Source organism: Oricola thermophila, assembly GCF_013358405.1.
Taxonomy (GTDB): Bacteria; Pseudomonadota; Alphaproteobacteria; order Rhizobiales; family Rhizobiaceae; genus Oricola; species Oricola thermophila.
On sequence record NZ_CP054836.1, the window covers coordinates 1,831,312 to 1,847,991 of the forward strand.

The window sequence follows — 16,680 nt, forward strand, 5'->3', positions numbered from 1 at the left end:
GAGCCAACCTACTGGACGCCGCCGGCCGCACGCAGGCGGTCCACCCATTCCACGAGATCCGGAAACTGCTCTCTCAGCGCAGTTTCCGAAGCCTCCCGCATGGCGGCGCGATCCACCTCGACAAGGCGGGACCCGGCCTCCTCGAAGACAGTCAAGGAAGCCTGTTCGGCCTCCTCGATGCCGGAACCGAACCCGTCGGATGCCACCTGCGCAGCCTGTTCGATTACCGCGCGTTGATCGTCAGGAAGGGAATCGAGCCAGGCACCCCAGAAAATGAACGCATAGTTGGGCATCATGTGCCGGGTAAGAAGCACGGTCTCGGTTATGTCCGCCACGCCGAGAGACACGGCGGTCTGCGCCTCGATCTCGACGCCATCGACGACGCCCTGCTGCATCGCCGTGTAGAGTTCCGCCACGCTCATCGGGGTCGGGCTGCCGTTCCAGGCTTCAAAGCTCGCGAGCACGACCGGCAGACCGGGCGCCCGGATCCGCTGGCCTTCGAGGCTGTCGGCCTCCTTGTTCAGGTAGACATAGCGCGCGCCCTTGTAGACGGGCGCCAAGACCCTGTAGCCTGAATCAGCCTCGATCGCGTTGAAGAAAGCCTTGCCGTCCTCGCTGGCGTAAGCTGCGTCGAATTGCGACCGCTCATCAAAAAGGAAGGGCCAGGCATCCACTGTCGCCAGTTCCGAAAACCCGCCAAGTGCACTTGTCGAAATAAATGTCACATTGACCGCGCCGGACTGCTGCTGGTTGGCGATTTGCGCCCAGCCGCCAAGCTGGCTTGCGGGGAAGACGGAGACCTCCATTTCCCCGCCGCTGAGTTCGGCGACCTGTTCCGCAAAGGCCTCAGCGGTACGCTGTTCCTGACTGTTGGCCGGGAAGACGTGAGCCAGCACGATCTCGGTCTGGGCCGAAGCCGCGCCGACCAATCCGAGTAGCACCCCGCCGGCGAGCGCGATTTTTCCGTAGTAACAAGACATGACGTCCTCCCTTGCAAACATTTCGGCCGATCACGATCCCAATGTTCGCGATAACGGTCCGTCGGCACCCAGTGTGCGCCCGAGCCTGTCGGCGTGATGCCGCAAGCTCGTCTCGATGCGTTCCACGAGCGCATCATCATATCGCGAGGCCGGCGCCGAAACGCTGAGCGACCCGACGAGCCGCCCTTCCCGACCGATTACGGGCAGCGCCATTGCGACGATGCCCGGAATGAGTTCCTCGAACGTGTAGGCCATGCCGCCCCGGGCGACATCGGCGATCATTTCGAGTATGCGGCTTGCGTTCTCGGGTCCTTTTCCGCATTCGGCAAGCTGGCGCGTAACGATTTCGAAGCGCGCGCTTTCCGGCATGTAGGCAAGGAAGACACGACCGGCGGCAGAAAGCGTCATCGGGGCGCGCTCACCCACCTGCATCGTGCGGCGAATGGGGTGACTACCCATCGCCTTGGCGATGATCAGAATGTCCTCCCCCGCAGATATCACCATGGCCGTTGCCTCCCCGGTTTCCCGGGTTACCGCATCGACAGCCTCGCGCGAGATCGTGGCCAGATCCATTCCGGCCAAGTACTTTTGCGCGATCAACACCATTGCCGATCCGAGGCGGTAGGTGCGGCTGATCGGATCGAACGCGAGGAAGTTTCCTTCCGTCAATGTGTGTAGAAGACCGGTAAGGCTGCTCTTGGGGATGGCCAGGGCAGCGGCAAGCTGCGCGTGACTCCGAGGCTCATCGGCAATCAGCTCCACTATTTTTATGACGCGTTCCGCAGATTTTACGTTCATATATGTGAACTCTGTTCATAACTGTGATCTCATAGTGTTCGCTTGATTACGTGAAGTCAAGTGAACGCAGCGCGAAGGCACGGGCGGACGATCCGAACCGCCCTTTTGGAGATATCGTCACCCCGCCGTAAAACGCGCCCGCGCAAGGCATTGCCTTCGATGTCCACTGACCGGATGCCCTCGCCGACGGGAAGCCGACCGGGGCCCGCAGAAGGGAAAACGCGGTTGCGCAGCAGACAATCCGAATTGATGCCGAGGAACGGGTCCGCCGGCTTCAGGAAAGCGAAGCCCGGAAGAATACGACCGTCATGAACGCGCCAACCGCGATGACGATAGCCCGCACTGCGGCAGATGGCAGGGCACGCGCGATTGGCGCGCCGAGATACCCGCCGGTGACCGCAGCGGCTGCCATGATCGCCGCATGCCGCCAGGAGACGATCCCCGCAGTGGCGAAGATCGCCACCGAAATCGCGGCTAGCACGAAGGACACGGCGTTCTTCAAGCCGTTCATCAGATTGATGTCGCGCATCCCCTGCAGAGAGAACAACGCCAGCAAAATGATTCCGAGGCCGCCGTTGAAGTAGCCGCCATAGACGGACGCGGCAAAGGTCGCGAACACGCCGCGACGGCGCGCGCCCCCTCGCGATACCGCCCATGCACGCAACCTGTCGCCGAACGCGAACGTCAACGTACCGAGGGCCAGCAGGTATGGCACGACGAATGAGAACGCCTCGTTGGATGAAACCAGCAGCAGGAACGACCCAACGGAACCGCCCAGGACCGAAGCAACCAGTATCCAGGCCAACCGGGTGCGATCCAAGCTCCGGATCTCGCTTGCGAATCCGATGGCTCCCGCGAGATAGCCGGGAAAAACCGCCACTGCACTCGTCGCATTTGCTGCCACCGGCGGCACGCCGACAAAAATCAGCGCCGGCAGGGTCAGGAACGTCCCGCCTCCCGCAACAGTGTTGAGCGCACCGGCCACGAAGCCGGCAAGAACGAGAACCGCCAGGTCGAGCATCAATCAATCACACCGGTCATGCAGCCGAAGGCCCCGGATCGTCGGAACCGCCCGGGCAAAGGCGGTTTCCCGAGCGCGGCGACCTCTCGGGTGAAAGGCCTCCCGATATGACCTTGAACCCGGATCGGCGAGACTGGGGCGAAAGGCGCTCCACGGCCTCCAACTGCTCGCGGTGCGCAGCTTCCGGCTGGTAGAGAACCTTCTCGACAAAAATCCGCACCGGCCGGCCCTCGTCATCCTCGATGATCGTCACCTGATTCTCACGCGATCCCAACAGGGCAAGCCCCGTGGGACTCGTCAGCGGCAAAGACAGCCCCACCGGGAGGCTCGTGCAGCCGTGGGACAGAACCCGCACTTCCGGCCGCCCATCATCGACACGGAAACGGACACGACTGTTGAGCGTGACGACGTCCGGCGGCACGTCGTCACGAAAAACGATTTCGGCAGAATTCACCTTGCGGCGCAGCAGCGCCCGCCAGGAATCGGAAATGTGCGGACCACGGTCCAGCATGGATTCGAGCATTGCAAAATCCTTGGTCGTCAGAAGGCATTTATCGTGTCGCATCGTGAATCTCCACCGCGCCCGCTCGCAACGGGGTTGTGAGCTGCAATCGTGCATTGATCCCCTGGCCACCGGCCGGTGGCGCAGGGGTCACGATCCTGCGATGAGACACCCTCCAAAGAGTGCGAGGCGGGGCGGCGGCTTCATCGGACCTGACTGTCCACCCCGGAAAAATGAACGGATTTCACCGTCAGGCGATGGTTCCGGCCGTCTCTCGCCTGCCAGTCGATCGACTGCCCGCTGGAAAGACCAATCAGGGCCGCTCCGATAGGCGTCAGAATGGAAATCTTTCCCGCCGAGATATCCGCTTCGCCTGGATAGACGAGGACAACGTCCCGGACCGCGCCCGTTTCCGTGACATAACGCACCCCGGCTCCCATGCGTATGGTGTCATCTCCGAGCTGCGTGTCCGGCACGACCTCTGCTCGCTCCAATTCGGAAAGCAGGAAGTCGGACAGCTCTGGTTCCCTGTCGGATACTGCATTCGCGAGACCGACCAGCCGTTCATACTCCGACTGTGCAATCCTGATTTCCGGCTTGCTAATATTCGCGTCGACGGTGATCACTTCGGACCCCTTGCAACTAACAGTCACTTTCGATGTGCTGAGAAATTCTGTTTTGTTGGAAAGTCGTCGCTCGGCGAAATGCAGACTGTCATCGATGGTCCAGCCTTATCCGCATACCCTCGACCGGTACGCGACGCAGCCGGCCAAGGGTCAGATGCCCGCGATTGGGCACACCCTGTTCATGAACTCGGCAAGGCAATTCGAACGAAACATGGCGAAAGATTGGGAAATACCGGCAGCGATGTCAAGCAAGATGGAGGATCCCGGGACAGTTCAAGAAAAGAGACCGAACAGCGCCGCGGCCCAGCCGAACTGTCCGGCAACTTTCGTCGGCCGGCCCTGTCAGAAAGTTGTTTCAGCCGCCGGTTCGGGCCAATTCAAATCGACAATCCAGGCAACTCGGTTCACTTCACGAACCCGGTCGTCGGCGGCTCCCAAGTGGTACTTTTCAACCCGAACACATTTTGCAGCCGCGTTCGATGGTGTCCCATCGTATGATTGCTAAAGTGGAGATACAGATTCGGTGTCCACGGCCACGTGAAGGTCGGCGCTAGCAACCGGTTTTGGAGTGATCATGGAAAACTCGGAAAGCAGCCTGCTTGTCGCGCTCGCGATTCTGTTTCTCCTCGGTCTCGCCCTCGACAAGTTGGGCCGTATCGTCCACGTACCAAGGGTCACCCTGCTGATCTTGCTGGGCGCGGTTCTTGGACCGCCTGTCCTCGACATCCTGCCAGGCCCGCTGGCGAGCGCCGATCACGTATATGCAGATGCCGCTCTTACAATGGTGGCATTTCTTCTCGGCGGCACGCTGAACCGGAAGACGCTATCAGTATACGGCGCTGAAATACTCGTGATCTCGGTTACTCTTGCCGCAGTTTCAGTCGCGGTCGTATGGGGAGGCTTGGTCCTGCTGGGCGTTCCCATTGCCTTGGCCGCAGTACTCGGCGGCATTTCCGCGGCCACAGATCCGGCAGCGACACATGACGTGGTCCGAGCATCCGGGGCAAAAGGACGGTTTGTTTCCAACATTCTCGGCATTGTCGCGGTTGATGATGCGTGGGGCCTGATCGCGTTCAGCATCGTGATAACGATTGCAGGCACATTGACGGGCAACGGCGCCGTGGAAAGCCTAATGCACGGATTCTGGGAAGTCGGAGGCGCAATAATACTCGGTGCTGTAATCGGAGTACCATCAGCATATCTCACCGGTCGACTGAAACCGGGCGAGCCCACCCTTGTCGAGGCAGTCGGAATAGTTCTGCTGTGTGCGGGCACCGCACTTTATCTGGAAGTCTCGTTTCTCCTCACGGGCATGGTTTGCGGCGCGGCAATCGTCAATCTTGCCAGGCATCACGACCAGCCCTTCCATGAAATCGAGCGTATCGAATGGCCGTTCATCCTGGTGTTCTTCGTCATGGCGGGGGCTTCACTCGAGGTCGGGCTGCTCGATCAGATCGGATGGATCGGGCTGGCATATGTCGCAATGCGGATATTGGCCAGACTGGCCGGCGGCTCGATTGGCGGCAGACTCGCCGGTTTGCCGGCTCGCGAGAGCTTGCTCATGGGTACGGCACTAATGCCACAGGCGGGCGTCGCGATCGGCATGGCGCTCGTGGCCGAAGAACGGTTTCCCGAATTCGGCTCCACCATCCTGGCGATCGCAATTGCCAGCACCATCGTGTTCGAAGTGATCGGTCCGATCTGCACTCAAATCGCGATATCCATGACAAGGGACCGTCAATAGACGTTGCATGGCTCGGATCTATTGACGGTCGTTCGAAAGCTGCAGAAAAACAGCCAGCAGCTGAGTTCTCTCAAGCATGCCCACCAAACGGCCACCGCGAAGCACGGGAAACACCCGATACGGCTTTTCGAGGAATGCCTCGGCGGCCGAGACTATGTCGGTTTCTGCCTCAAGCGTCACAACATTCGAATTCATGTATTCGCCGGCAGTTCCCTGCCACTGCTGGTAGTAGCTGGCATGGACGGCCGGCCGGAAACAATCCTTCTGGGACAGGATGCCGATCAAGGCACCGGTGTCGTCGACAACCGGTGCGGCGTGGGCTTGTGCCTCCACCATCTTGGCGACCGCTTCCCGTATGGGCGTTTCCCGGCGAAGGCGGAGAAATTCCGTCTGCATTACTGCATCGATACGGCGATCAGCCATCCACCGCCTCCTTGTCGTCCTGCATTCGCTTTGGGCAACCGTCACAACGTGCGCCGGTTATGCAGGCAAGACCGCCGCAGGATGTATCCGGAGGCCTTCCCGTCAGCACAAGGCCAACGGCCAGGCCACCCGCAGCAAGCACGACAACAGCAATGGCGAACAGCGTCTCCACCAACCTCACCTCATACCAGGTAATCGCGGAAGGAGCCGGTCAGGATCCGGTCCAGCTCGTTTCCGTTGCGCGTGAGAAACAGCGCCGAAATGCCGTTTTCTCGAGCGACCGCCGGCCCCCGGCGCCCACCGGCCGCCATCAACGCGGTCGCCCATCCGTCGGCGGTCATTGCATCCTCGTCGATCACCGAGACGGATGCGAGGCCGCCTTCCACCGGTTCACGGGTATGCGGATCTATAATGTGACTGTAGCGCCTGCCCCCGAGGGCGTAGCCGTTTGCGCGACTGCCGGAAGTGGCGACCGCCCTGTCCGTCAGGTTGAGAACCGCATGGATGCCAGCCTGACCGGCCCGCGGATCCTCCACGCCGGCTCTCCACGGTCGACCGGAGGGATGCCTGCCCCTGGCGGCCAGTTCGCCGCCCAGATCTACCAGGAAATTCCTCTCTCCGGCATCAAGCAGCAATGAAACGATCCGGTCCAGCGCGTAGCCCTTGGCTATCCCGCAAAGATCGAGTGTCAGATCATCACGCTGCTTGGATATCGTGTCTCCCTGGACTGCAACGCCGCCCCATTCCGGCACCTCGTTGCCGCTGATCGGCCCGAAGCCCCACCGCGCAACGAGTGGCCCGACCGTCGGATCGAATGCGCCGCGGGTCGCGGCCGACAAGGCCACTGCCGCCGATGCAACGAAGGCCGTCTCGGCTGCCACCGGGTGCGGGCCGGATGCCGACCGGTTGAACCGCGATATTTCGCTTTCCTCCCGCCACGGAGACATCCGTCGATCGATCCGGTCGAGGAGGTTGCCAATCGGCTCGCGCAATCGCTCGAGGTCCGAGGAGCGCGGCAGCGTTATGCTCCACCTGGTACCAAACGCCCGTCCAGCCATCGCATGAACCGCCGGCGCCGCTCCGACAACTGCGGGCAGCATGCAGGTCGTGACGGTACCCGCGCCAAGGGCAAGGAAACCGCGTCGATTGATCCGAATTCCGGCTGCGCACATGGTTCAGGCTCCAAAATCGTCGTTGAATATAGAGTTCCGCTCTACGCCCAGCTTCTCCAGTGTCGCCAGTACCGCGGAAATCATGACCGGCGGACCGCAGAGATAGTATTCGCATTCCTCGGGGGCCGGATGGTTGCGCAATGCATCGCGGACCGTCTCATGGATGAAGCCGGTCGCCCCCGTCCAGCGGTCGCCCGGCGCTGGATCCGAGAGTGCCGGCGTCCAGGTGAAATTGTCATGCTCCCGAGCGATCGCATCGAACTCTTCCCTGTAAAACAGGTCAGCAGCCGACCTGGCCCCGTAGAAATACGACATTTTTCGTTTCGTGCCGGAGCCTATCTGTTCGTGCACCATGGCACGCAGGGGGGCCATTCCAACCCCCCCTCCGATAAAGATCATCTCACGATTGGTCGGCTGGACATGAAATTCCCCGAACGGACCAGAAACATCGATACTGTCGCCCTGTTTCAGCGAAAACAGGTAGGAAGATACGACGCCGGGTGGAATATCCGTCTCGCGACCCGCCGGCGGTGCCGCGAGACGAATATTGAATACCAGCCGCCCGGCATCCTCCGGACGGTTTGCGATCGAATAGGCTCGTGTAACCGACTTCAGCGATTTCGATCGGAGCATGTGCCAGCCGGCGATATTCCAAGCTTCCTCGAATTCCGCCGGAACCTCAATCTCGGAGAAATCGAGTTCATAAGGTGGAGCAGTGAGCTGCATGAAGCTTCCGGCCCGAAAGTCGATCATTCGACCCTCAGGTACTTCGAGCACCAATTCCCTGATCAGTGGCGCGAGCATGCGGTTCGAGAGCACAGTGCAGGCGAAGCTCTCCGCCGCAAGGATCTCTTCCGGAACATAAACAGAGACCGGCCCGCGTACACTTACCTGACAGGCCAGCCGGATATTGGACTTTCGTTCTGCCGCAGACAGTATGCCACGTTCGGTCGCCTGCGGCTCACCGGCTCCCTCGCCTGTGACAGTAACACGGCACAGGCCACATGTGCCATTTCCGCCGCACGCAGCCGGTATTCCGACACCTGCACCATGCAGAATGCCAAGAAGCCGGCTCCCGCGACTGGCCTCGATGGTCTTGCTGTCATTGACCTTAACAATAACAGCGCCCTGCGGTCCCAGCTTTCGGTGGGTGGTGAGGAGGCCGGCGGTCAGCACCACAACAAGCACAACAATGACAAGGCTGCCGAGAACGATCTCGATCATGAGGCCACCATCTGCGCGAATGCCGAAAATCCGAGCGACATCATCCCCGCCAGGACGAAGGTCATGCCGAGACCGCGCAGCCCGTCGGGCAGGTCGGCATAGGCCAGGCGCGCCCTGATCCCGCTCAGCATGATCACCGCCACCGCAAAGCCGGCGCCGCTGCCGAGACCGAAGGCAACGGACTCGGCGAGGCCGTAGTCCCGCTCGACCATGAACAGGCTGCCGCCGAGAATGGCGCACTGCACGGTCAGAAGCGGCAGGAACACCCCGAAGGCGGCGTAGATGGCGGGAAAGAAGCGGTCCAGCACCATCTCGGTAAGCTGCACCGTGGCCGCGATCACGCCGATGAAGGCGATCAGCGAAAGATAGGACAGGTCGAGATCCGGCATCCCGGCCCATGCCCAAGCGCCCGGCGCAAGGACCGCCACGTATATGATCCGGTTGAGCGGAACCGTGATGGCAAGCACCGCCGTGACGGCAATGCCGAGCCCGACAGCCGTGCCCGGCCGCCGCGACAGGGCAAGGAAGGTGCACAGGCCGAGGAACAGGGTCAGCGGCATGTTCTCGGCAAAGGCCGCCCGCAGGAACAGGGCGAACAGATCGTTCATGCCCGTTCCTCCGACACCGCAGGCGCCTCGAATTCCGGCGCCTCCACCTGTTCCGGCCGCAGCGAGCGGATGGCCCAGACCAAACCGCCGAGAAGGAAGAACGCGCTGGGCGCAAGCAGCATCAGGTTGAGCGGCGTGAACCACCCGCCCTGATCGACGGTCGGCAACACCGGATAGCCGAACAGGCTTCCCATGCCGAACAGTTCCCGCACCGCGCCGATCACGACCAGCACGAGCGAGTAACCGAGCCCGTTGCCCAACGCGTCGATCATCGAGGGCAAGGGCGGATTGGAACGGGCGAAGGACTCCGTCCGGCCGAGTACCAGGCAGTTCGTCGTAATCAGGCTGACGAAGACCGACAGGCGCTTGCTGATGTCGTAGAAATAGGCCTGCAGAAACTGGTCGATGACGATGACCAGCGACGCGACAATGATGATCTGCACGATCAGCCGAATCGTCGAGGGTATATGCCGCCGGATGACGCTGACCACGCCCGCCGACATGACCAACACGACAGTCAGCGACGCCGCCATTGTCAGGGCGGTGTCGAGCGAGGTCGTCACCGCCAGCGCGGAGCAGATGCCGAGAATCTGCAGCGTCACCGGATTCTGCCGCACCAGGGGCGACGAAAGCGTACTCCAGAATCCGCCCGGGATCGCCATCGGTCAGAACTCCCCTTTCCGGACAGCCTGGATGAAGGGACCGTAGCCGTCAGGTCCCAGCCAGAACCGCACGATCCCGGTCATGGCGTTGCTGGTGCGCGTCGCACCGGTAATGCCGTCGACCTCGTACTCGCTGCTTGCCGGCCCGCGCGCCACCGAGAAACGCACCGTGCCGCTATCGTCCATGACACGCTTGCCCGCGAAGCCGAGTTGCCATGCCGGCTCCTCGATCCGCGCGCCCAGACCGGGTGTCTCCGATTGCTCGATGACCGAAAGCCCGGCGATCGTGTTCATGTCGCCATGCAGCGCCAGCATCGCCCGGATCGTGCCGTTGTAGCCTGCGCCGGCGATCGGCAGGATGGCGAGCGACACCTCTTCGCCATCGCGCAATATGTAGACCTGCGCATAGTCGGGACGGGCTCCCAGTCCCGCGATATCCTGCGCGGGAGACAGCGTCGTCCAGTTCCCCGGATCCTGCAACGCCGCTTCCAGCGTTTCCGGTGTCACGTCCCTGGCAGCCTGCCCCGCGTCGAGATCGATCACCACGGTGGTCAAGGCATCGCCGCCGGCCTCGTCGATCAGTTCCCGCATGCCCGGGATCGCCGAAATCAGCGCTTCCAGACGCATCTGCTGCTCCGCGGCCCGGTTCTGCTGCTGTATCGGCCGAAGGATCACGGTCGCACCGTTGACCAGGACGGCGCAGACCACCGCGACGATGAATGCCATGCCGATCGTCTTGGTGCGGCTCTCGTTGGGCAGCGCCAGGAAACGTTTCCATGCCGAAATCGGATTCAGGTCAGCCAAAACGTCTTCTCCTTCGGGCAAGCCATACGGCAATCGCGATTTCATCCAGAAGCGGAGCCGCCAGCGATGCGAGAAGCGCGGCCGCGACGGACAGCTGGACCGCGGCAGCGCCCTCCCAGTACTGCGCGAACAACACGACGAGACCGCCATACAGGGCGCCGTAGAGCCAGCGCCCCGACCGGGTTGCAGCACTGGTCACGGGATCACAGACCAGCAGGACCAGGACGACCAGAAAGGCCGTCGCGACCTCCGTCAGATCGACGCCGGAGACATGCGCCACCCCGGCGACAGCAAGCGCACCGGCAAGAACCCGTCCGGAATAGACACCCGCCAGCCAGCCTATCGCGCCGGAAGCGACCGCCGCCCAGCCGATCTGCACCGCGAGATCCGGCCATGGCGCCGCCGGAAAGCCGAAGCCCAGAAAGGAAAGGGTCAATGTCGCCGCATTGAGGACATTTCGTCCCCAGCCGCCAAATACCAGCTCTGCCATAACGACACCGAAACTGATGCCGAGCAGCAACTGGCCGATGCCAAGTTCCGACGGCGCAAGCATGGCGACCGCAAGGGCGGTAAGGGCACCGGCGAAAGACGGGGGCTGCGCACGGGACAACATGAAGATCACGTGCCAAAACCCCGCGAAAACGAGGAAAAACAACAGCCACGCAACCGCAGGAAGACCGTCGGCCAAGAGCCACGTCACCGCCATCGGCAGCACCGCGGCCAGGATCATGAGCGCGACCGTCTCCCGGTCCCAAAGGCCACGAATCATGTCCCCTCCTCCGCTATCCTGTCGAGCATGCGCGCCAACAACTCCGAGAAGCGCGGTTCCGCACAGGTGACATAGTCCGCAAGGGCGAGATCCTCGCCCAGAAGGGACAACGCACCGAGCCGGATCGCGGTTTCGGTGTCGCCTACCGCGACGGCTTTCAGGAAGGCGACAGCGGGAATCTCGCCGCCCATGGCGTGATCGACTGCCGCCGTCGGAATGAGGGGCAGAGGCCGCGAAGCCCGACGGAGGGCCGACAGAAACCAGTGATGGTCCCGCGACGGCATCTCACCGCTGATCACGGTCGCCTGGCGATCACGCGCGCCAAGCCACCGGGCCTCCTGTCCGTCCAGCACGGAGCCGGCAAGTACCGAGTGCCGGCCCGGACGAACCTGCCGATAGCTCAGTGCGCGCAGATCGGCACCCGCCTGGCATCGCACCAGCCGAGGCTCTCTCAGCGCGGTCCCGGTAACGGAAACCAGGCGCGTTTCAGGCACGAGGCCGGTCAGCAGGAAGGCGCCGATGCCGGCCACGTCCTCCGCGTGGATATCCCAAACCGGCCGGCCCGCCTCCGCCGGGTGATGCCGGTGGACCTGGAAACCGGCCAGACCCCAGGGATGCTCGTCATGCGACTTCACTAGGCGTATCCGGCCGCCGACGCCGCGGTCGTAGAACAGTTCCGGCCCGTGATCCTGACACAGCAGAACGGGACCATCCGTGAGAAGCGTGAGGGCGCGCAGCCCGTGCTCGAATTCCGCCTGGCGGCCGGCAAGCGCAAGCCGGGGATCGGGCGCACCCGGCCGCGTGTCGAGCGCCATGACGACAATCGCCGACGGCGCTTCGCGGGGTGCCGGAACGCGCCCGAAGGGACGCGACCGGAAATCGCGCCAAAGCCCCGATCCGAGGAGCGCATCGCGCAGGGCTGCGCGATCCTCGAGCGACCGCGCGGAATCGACATCATGTTCGTGACGTCCCGCATCGGGTTCATGGAAGAACACGACCTCGGACAGACGATGGCCCGCCCCGAGACCAATTGTCGCGACCCTCGCCGGCATGGGCGCCACGACGACGATTTCCGGCTCACGACGAGACCTGAGGACCGGCTCGCCCTGAGCCACGCGATCCCCCTCCCGAACCAGGGGTTCGACGCGAAAATCATCCTTCCAGGCGGCGAAAATTCCCGCTTCTTCAGTGACTTGAATCGGAATCGCATCGGCCGGAACGGCAGCCTCCGCGACAGGGATCGTCAAACCGGTGGGTAACGGTCGCAGCACCCTAGGAACCTCCGTTGCGCACTTCGAACACTCGTCAACTCCCGGACGTAGCCTTGTGCATTGCGACCCTCTGCTATAGCTTCGACGCTAGCAATCTACAGGGTAATCATCAAGCTTGCGAGGAACGTGAGAATGCGGCCAATTCGCGCGCTACTCGGCATTGCGGCCTTGACCGCCATTGCCGCCGGATGGTCCCCTTCGGGAACGCTGGCCCAATCGGCCGAAGAACCTGCGCCCGTTGCCGAAACGCCGGCTTTCGTCTTTCCGGACACTGGTCCGTTCGCACCCGAACAGATCAAGATACCGAATGCGGAAATGATCGCGGAATGGTCACGGTCCGGCCACTCGGACGCGTCGGCAGAGGCATTCTCGCACTGGGACGGCGAAGGCGAAATTCCCGCGATCTGCGCGACCTGCCACTCCGGCGCCGGCTTCCGCAGCTTCCACGGACTCGACGGCAGCGAAAAGGGTATTGCGGATCACCCGTTCCCGACCGGCGGCGTTGTCGATTGCGACACGTGTCACAATCCCCGGCTCGGGGAAATCACCGAGATCGCCCTTCCCTCAGGCATTTCCCACCCGGTCAGCAGCAGCGAAGCGGCCTGCATGACCTGCCACCAGGGACGGGCCGCGGGCGCAACGGTCGAAAAGGCCGTCGCCGACATGGCCGAGGACAAGCCAAATCCCGAGCTGCAGTTCGTCAATCCGCACTACAAGATCGCCGCGGTTACGGCCCTCGGCGGCTATGGCGGCGTCGGCTATCACTATCCCGGAAAGACCTATTCGGGACGTTTCCTGCACGCCAAGCCGGTCGCGACCTGCGTTTCCTGCCACGACCCGCACAGCCTGGAAGTCGCGGAGGCCACATGCCTGACCTGCCACCAGTCCGGCGATCCGGAAGACATACGGATTGCACGCACAAGTTATGACGGCAGCGGCGACATCACGAAGGGCATCAAGGCGGATATCCAGGCCAATGCGGACCTCCTCGAGGCGGAACTCCTGCGCTATGCGGCCGAAGTCGCCGGCACGCCGATGATCCACGACGGAGCGCGCTACCCCTATTTCTTCGCCGACGCCAATGGCGACGGAGTCATCGACCAGAAGGACGGGCAGCCGGTCGCGTACAACAGCTGGACCCCGCGCCTGCTGAAGGCGGTCTACAACTGGAAGGTGGTGCAGTCCGACCCCGGCATCCACGTTCACAATCCGTACTACGCGCTGGAACTCACCTACGATTCCATTGAGGATCTCGCCAGCGCAACCGGCACGGACTTCGCGCAACTGGGACTTTCGAGGTAGGCCGGGCACGGAACCGCCGCGCCCGCTGCCGGTGCTGCCGAGGGCCTATCCGCCGTCGCCATTCACCGTCATGGACGCCAGATAGCCGTCGAGGACTCTCCGGCTTTCCCGGAGAGATTCAATGCGCTCGTCGAGGGCGTCGATCTCCCGCCGCATCGCGGCAAGAAGATCGCTGCACGGCTCGAATTCCGGCGCATCGCCACGGACGCAGGGCAGGAAGCGACGGATGAAATCCAGCTTCAACCCCGCCTCGCTCAGCAAGCGGATGCGTCGGACCACATCCTCGTCCTCCTTGTCGTAATCCCGATAGCCCGAGGGGCGCCTCCGCGGCGCAAGCAGCCCCTCCTGCTCGTAGTAGCGCAGCATGCGCACGCTGACGCCGGTGCGTTTCGACAAGGTTCCTATCTGCATGCCGCCTCCTTGACCCTAACAGCGCTGTCAAACTGTAACCTGCCGGGCATCCGAGGAAAAGACTGGAGATGCGACATGTATTTCACCGGATACCAGGACGCGCGGATCGCTTATCGAAAGGACGGAACAGGACCGGCGCTCGTGCTGGTGCACGGCACCGGCGGCGACGGCGAGGCAAACTGGGCGGCGCTGGCCGAGCTGCTGCGCACCGACTACACGATCATCCGGCCCGACTATTCGGGCTCGGGAAGCACCACGGATGAGGGAGGACCGCTGACGGCGGAATTTCTCGCCGGACAGGTTCTCGCGGCGGCCGATGCGGCGGGTGCCGAGCGGTTCCACCTGATGGGCTTCTCGCTGGGCGCCGCCGTCGCGGCCAGGATCGCAGCCGACCATGCCGACCGCGTCCGCTCCCTCATCCTGCTGGCCGGCTTCGCCGCGCCCGACGCCTATCTGAGGCTTGAATTCGAACTGTGGCGCGAGCTGATCGCCCGCGATCGCGAGGCCATGGCGCGGCTGGTGCTGCTGACCGGTTTCAGTCCCGACACTGTCGCGGCATGGGGAACCGAAGGCGTGGCACATGCCGTGCGGGAGACCCATGACAATGCGAAGTGGGACGGCATGGCGCGCCAGGTCGAACTGGACCTTACGGTCGACGTCAGCGACGCGCTGCCGCGCATTAGCGCGCGCAGCCTCGTGATCGGCTGCTTGCACGACCGAATGGTCCCGGTCTCCCACCCCAGGGCGATGGCCGCGAGGATCCCCGGCGCCGAATACCGGGAGCTTCCGACCGGGCATCTCGCGCCGATGGAACGGCCCGATCTCCTCGCCGGGCTGGTGCGGGACTTCCTCGCGGACAAGTGAGAGTGAACCCGGTGGATCGGCCGGGACATTCACCGCTACCGGTTGTCGCCGTACAATTCCGAATTGCACTTGCGCGTCCGGGGGATTTTCGTATTGCGAGAACAGAATGACTCAAACCGGGATTTCTTTGCCGTCAGGCGGAACGACCGCGACGACAATGTTCAGATGTGGAACCGTTAAATCGCCGTTCTGTTGTTCGGCGCGGCGGTAAGTCGCCTATACTGCCGTGCTTGAACGAAGTTAAATCTCGCCAGTTCGCAGGGGCCAGCACCAAGCAGATGCTCTACCGGGAACTGCAACCTGCAGCGCCGGGCAGGCGAGACAGAGTCCGCCCGACAAAACCGCGGGCAGACGGGAATACCGGACGTTGAAGCAAACGTCATGATGGTGCGAGGAGAGGAGTGCATGCCGAAGAAGTACAAGTTGCCTGCAGGAACCATCCGGACGACGTCCCTCGACGTGGCAGCGCTTGCCGGGGTATCGCAGTCGGCCGTTTCGCGTGCGTTCACGCCCGGCGCCAGCATCTCGCCGACTACACGCGACAAGGTTCTGGATGCCGCCCGCAAGCTGAACTACGTCCCCAACTCCATCGCCAGCAGCCTGATCACGCACAGGTCGAACATCGTGGCACTGATCCTGGGCGACCTGCACAATCCGTTCTACACCCACGTGCTCGAGGCCTTCGGCCGTGAGGTCCAGGCACGCGATCGTCAGCTCCTCGTCTTCACCCTGAACGACGAACAGGAGACGGACGACGCCATCATGCGGCTGCTGCGCTACCAGGTCGACGGCGTCATCCTGACCTCGGCCCAGATGTCTACGCAGATGGTCGGCATGTGCCAGAACCGGGGGATCCCGCTGGTGCTGTTCAACCGCTACATCCCCCAGTCGGGCACATTCGGCGTGCGCTGCGACAACGCCTGGGGCGGTCGCCAGATCGCCGAGGCGTTTCTCCGGGCCGGAGCGAAGAGCTTCGCCATGATCACAGGCGACCCGAAGGGGACCACCAGCAAGGATCGGGTCGCGGGCTTCGTCGAACGTCTGATCGAAAGCGGGGTGTCCCGCGCATCGATCCGGAGCTACGAGGGCGACTCCACCTACGAGGGCGCATCCGATGCGGTTCAACGGATGATGGCGGATCCGGAAGGCTTGCCGGACGCACTGTTCGGCATCAACGACACGATGGCCATGGGGGCCATGGACACGCTGAGGCACCAGTTCGGCCTGAGCATCCCCGAGGACATCATGGTCGCCGGCTTCGACGACATCCCCGAGGGGGCCCGCCTGCCCTACCAGCTGACCACGGTGCGACAGCCGATAAACCGGATGGTCCGCGCAACGATCGACCACCTGAGCCTCGACGGCCCCGCCCAGTCGACGGACCTGCCGCACGACCTGCCAATCCGCGGGCGCGTCGTCTGGCGCAGCACCGTTCCCGGAGATCCGCCGGCCGAGGTCTGAAACACCTCGCCCGCCTGCTCCCGCCGCAGGCGAAGAGG

General features: G+C 63.0%; 18 protein-coding genes and 1 pseudogene. 4 read left to right on the top strand and 15 right to left on the bottom strand.

All coding sequences use genetic code 11. The features are described 5' to 3' along the window. Nucleotides 1-8 precede the first annotated feature (8 nt). The 6 genes and pseudogenes from HTY61_RS08865 to rnk form a co-directional block, all read right to left on the bottom strand. Nucleotides 9-980: a TRAP transporter substrate-binding protein gene (locus HTY61_RS08865; protein WP_175276447.1), complete on the bottom strand. Its 972-nt coding sequence runs from the start codon at nucleotides 978-980 to the stop codon at nucleotides 9-11. Between the two features lie 30 nt (nucleotides 981-1,010). Continuing rightward, nucleotides 1,011-1,649 (bottom strand): IclR family transcriptional regulator, encoded by a 639-nt coding sequence (locus tag HTY61_RS08870; RefSeq protein ID WP_246272977.1) that lies wholly within the window; start codon nucleotides 1,647-1,649, stop codon nucleotides 1,011-1,013. A 27-nt stretch (nucleotides 1,650-1,676) separates the two neighbouring features. Beyond that, nucleotides 1,677-1,778: pseudogene (locus HTY61_RS19690) on the bottom strand (hypothetical protein); the annotation flags it as partial. Between the two features lie 274 nt (nucleotides 1,779-2,052). Next, a complete protein-coding gene (locus HTY61_RS08875; RefSeq protein WP_175278489.1) occupies nucleotides 2,053-2,799 on the bottom strand; it encodes a sulfite exporter TauE/SafE family protein in 747 nt (248 codons plus the stop codon). Nucleotides 2,800-2,815: 16 nt separating this feature from the next. Next, a complete protein-coding gene (locus tag HTY61_RS08880; RefSeq protein ID WP_175276449.1) occupies nucleotides 2,816-3,364 on the bottom strand; it encodes a GreA/GreB family elongation factor in 549 nt (182 codons plus the stop codon). 140 nt (nucleotides 3,365-3,504) lie between these two features. Then, a complete protein-coding gene (gene rnk, locus HTY61_RS08885) occupies nucleotides 3,505-3,927 on the bottom strand; it encodes a nucleoside diphosphate kinase regulator (RefSeq protein ID WP_246272978.1) in 423 nt (140 codons plus the stop codon). 574 nt (nucleotides 3,928-4,501) lie between these two features. Here rnk and HTY61_RS08890 point away from each other — a divergent pair. After that, nucleotides 4,502-5,671, top strand: coding sequence for a cation:proton antiporter (locus HTY61_RS08890; RefSeq protein ID WP_175276450.1), 1,170 nt, complete (start codon nucleotides 4,502-4,504; stop codon nucleotides 5,669-5,671). A gap of 18 nt (nucleotides 5,672-5,689) precedes the next feature. On the opposite strand, the gene HTY61_RS08895 is transcribed toward HTY61_RS08890, so the two are convergent. The 8 genes from HTY61_RS08895 to HTY61_RS08930 all read right to left on the bottom strand — a co-directional run bounded on the left by HTY61_RS08895 (nucleotide 5,690) and on the right by HTY61_RS08930 (nucleotide 12,448). Further along, nucleotides 5,690-6,094, bottom strand: coding sequence for a CBS domain-containing protein (locus tag HTY61_RS08895; protein WP_175276451.1), 405 nt, complete (start codon nucleotides 6,092-6,094; stop codon nucleotides 5,690-5,692). A gap of 182 nt (nucleotides 6,095-6,276) precedes the next feature. Beyond that, nucleotides 6,277-7,152: an FAD:protein FMN transferase gene (locus HTY61_RS08900; RefSeq protein WP_246272979.1), complete on the bottom strand. Its 876-nt coding sequence runs from the start codon at nucleotides 7,150-7,152 to the stop codon at nucleotides 6,277-6,279. Nucleotides 7,153-7,269: 117 nt separating this feature from the next. Further along, on the bottom strand, nucleotides 7,270-8,490 hold the full coding sequence (nqrF, locus tag HTY61_RS08905; protein WP_175276453.1) for an NADH:ubiquinone reductase (Na(+)-transporting) subunit F: 1,221 nt from the start codon (nucleotides 8,488-8,490) through the stop codon (nucleotides 7,270-7,272). Beyond that, nucleotides 8,487-9,098, bottom strand: coding sequence for an NADH:ubiquinone reductase (Na(+)-transporting) subunit E (gene nqrE, locus HTY61_RS08910; protein WP_175276454.1), 612 nt, complete (start codon nucleotides 9,096-9,098; stop codon nucleotides 8,487-8,489). The genes nqrF and nqrE overlap by 4 nt, the downstream gene beginning before the upstream one ends. Then, nucleotides 9,095-9,760, bottom strand: a complete 666-nt coding sequence (locus tag HTY61_RS08915) for an NADH:ubiquinone reductase (Na(+)-transporting) subunit D (protein ID WP_175276455.1) — start codon at nucleotides 9,758-9,760, stop codon at nucleotides 9,095-9,097. The genes nqrE and HTY61_RS08915 overlap by 4 nt, the downstream gene beginning before the upstream one ends. A gap of 3 nt (nucleotides 9,761-9,763) precedes the next feature. Continuing rightward, entirely contained in the window at nucleotides 9,764-10,564 is an 801-nt protein-coding gene (gene nqrC, locus HTY61_RS08920) for an NADH:ubiquinone reductase (Na(+)-transporting) subunit C (RefSeq protein ID WP_175276456.1), read from the bottom strand. Next, nucleotides 10,557-11,333 carry an RnfABCDGE type electron transport complex subunit D gene (locus HTY61_RS08925; RefSeq protein ID WP_175276457.1) on the bottom strand — a complete coding sequence of 259 codons (777 nt, stop codon included), beginning with the start codon at nucleotides 11,331-11,333 and terminating at the stop codon, nucleotides 10,557-10,559. Before HTY61_RS08925 ends, nqrC begins: the two co-directional genes overlap by 8 nt. After that, complete coding sequence (locus HTY61_RS08930; protein WP_197945383.1) at nucleotides 11,330-12,448, bottom strand: Na(+)-translocating NADH-quinone reductase subunit A; 1,119 nt, start codon at nucleotides 12,446-12,448, stop codon at nucleotides 11,330-11,332. Before HTY61_RS08930 ends, HTY61_RS08925 begins: the two co-directional genes overlap by 4 nt. Nucleotides 12,449-12,736: 288 nt before the next feature. On the opposite strand from HTY61_RS08930, the gene HTY61_RS08935 reads away from it, so the two are divergent. Beyond that, the gene (locus HTY61_RS08935) at nucleotides 12,737-13,906 is read left to right on the top strand and encodes a cytochrome c3 family protein (protein WP_175276459.1); all 1,170 of its coding nucleotides are present in this window, start codon (nucleotides 12,737-12,739) and stop codon (nucleotides 13,904-13,906) included. Between the two features lie 45 nt (nucleotides 13,907-13,951). Here HTY61_RS08935 and HTY61_RS08940 read toward each other — a convergent pair whose 3' ends face one another. After that, nucleotides 13,952-14,317: a MerR family transcriptional regulator gene (locus tag HTY61_RS08940; protein ID WP_175276460.1), complete on the bottom strand. Its 366-nt coding sequence runs from the start codon at nucleotides 14,315-14,317 to the stop codon at nucleotides 13,952-13,954. A 75-nt stretch (nucleotides 14,318-14,392) separates the two neighbouring features. Here HTY61_RS08940 and HTY61_RS08945 point away from each other — a divergent pair, with 75 nt between their 5' ends. After that, a complete protein-coding gene (locus HTY61_RS08945) occupies nucleotides 14,393-15,181 on the top strand; it encodes an alpha/beta fold hydrolase (protein WP_175276461.1) in 789 nt (262 codons plus the stop codon). A 405-nt stretch (nucleotides 15,182-15,586) separates the two neighbouring features. After that, nucleotides 15,587-16,642 carry a LacI family DNA-binding transcriptional regulator gene (locus HTY61_RS08950; protein WP_175276462.1) on the top strand — a complete coding sequence of 352 codons (1,056 nt, stop codon included), beginning with the start codon at nucleotides 15,587-15,589 and terminating at the stop codon, nucleotides 16,640-16,642. Nucleotides 16,643-16,680: the final 38 nt, after the last annotated feature.

Coding starts and splice junctions, on each gene's coding strand:
- HTY61_RS08865 (WP_175276447.1), bottom strand. CDS start 980: ATGTCTTGTTACTACGGAAAAATCGCGCTCGCCGGCGGGGTGCTACTC.
- HTY61_RS08875 (WP_175278489.1), bottom strand. CDS start 2,799: ATGCTCGACCTGGCGGTTCTCGTTCTTGCCGGCTTCGTGGCCGGTGCG.
- HTY61_RS08880 (WP_175276449.1), bottom strand. CDS start 3,364: ATGCGACACGATAAATGCCTTCTGACGACCAAGGATTTTGCAATGCTC.
- HTY61_RS08890 (WP_175276450.1), top strand. CDS start 4,502: ATGGAAAACTCGGAAAGCAGCCTGCTTGTCGCGCTCGCGATTCTGTTT.
- HTY61_RS08895 (WP_175276451.1), bottom strand. CDS start 6,094: ATGGCTGATCGCCGTATCGATGCAGTAATGCAGACGGAATTTCTCCGC.
- HTY61_RS08900 (WP_246272979.1), bottom strand. CDS start 7,152: ATGGCTGGACGGGCGTTTGGTACCAGGTGGAGCATAACGCTGCCGCGC.
- nqrF (WP_175276453.1), bottom strand. CDS start 8,490: ATGATCGAGATCGTTCTCGGCAGCCTTGTCATTGTTGTGCTTGTTGTG.
- nqrE (WP_175276454.1), bottom strand. CDS start 9,098: ATGAACGATCTGTTCGCCCTGTTCCTGCGGGCGGCCTTTGCCGAGAAC.
- HTY61_RS08915 (WP_175276455.1), bottom strand. CDS start 9,760: ATGGCGATCCCGGGCGGATTCTGGAGTACGCTTTCGTCGCCCCTGGTG.
- HTY61_RS08925 (WP_175276457.1), bottom strand. CDS start 11,333: ATGATTCGTGGCCTTTGGGACCGGGAGACGGTCGCGCTCATGATCCTG.
- HTY61_RS08935 (WP_175276459.1), top strand. CDS start 12,737: ATGCGGCCAATTCGCGCGCTACTCGGCATTGCGGCCTTGACCGCCATT.
- HTY61_RS08940 (WP_175276460.1), bottom strand. CDS start 14,317: ATGCAGATAGGAACCTTGTCGAAACGCACCGGCGTCAGCGTGCGCATG.
- HTY61_RS08945 (WP_175276461.1), top strand. CDS start 14,393: ATGTATTTCACCGGATACCAGGACGCGCGGATCGCTTATCGAAAGGAC.
- HTY61_RS08950 (WP_175276462.1), top strand. CDS start 15,587: ATGCCGAAGAAGTACAAGTTGCCTGCAGGAACCATCCGGACGACGTCC.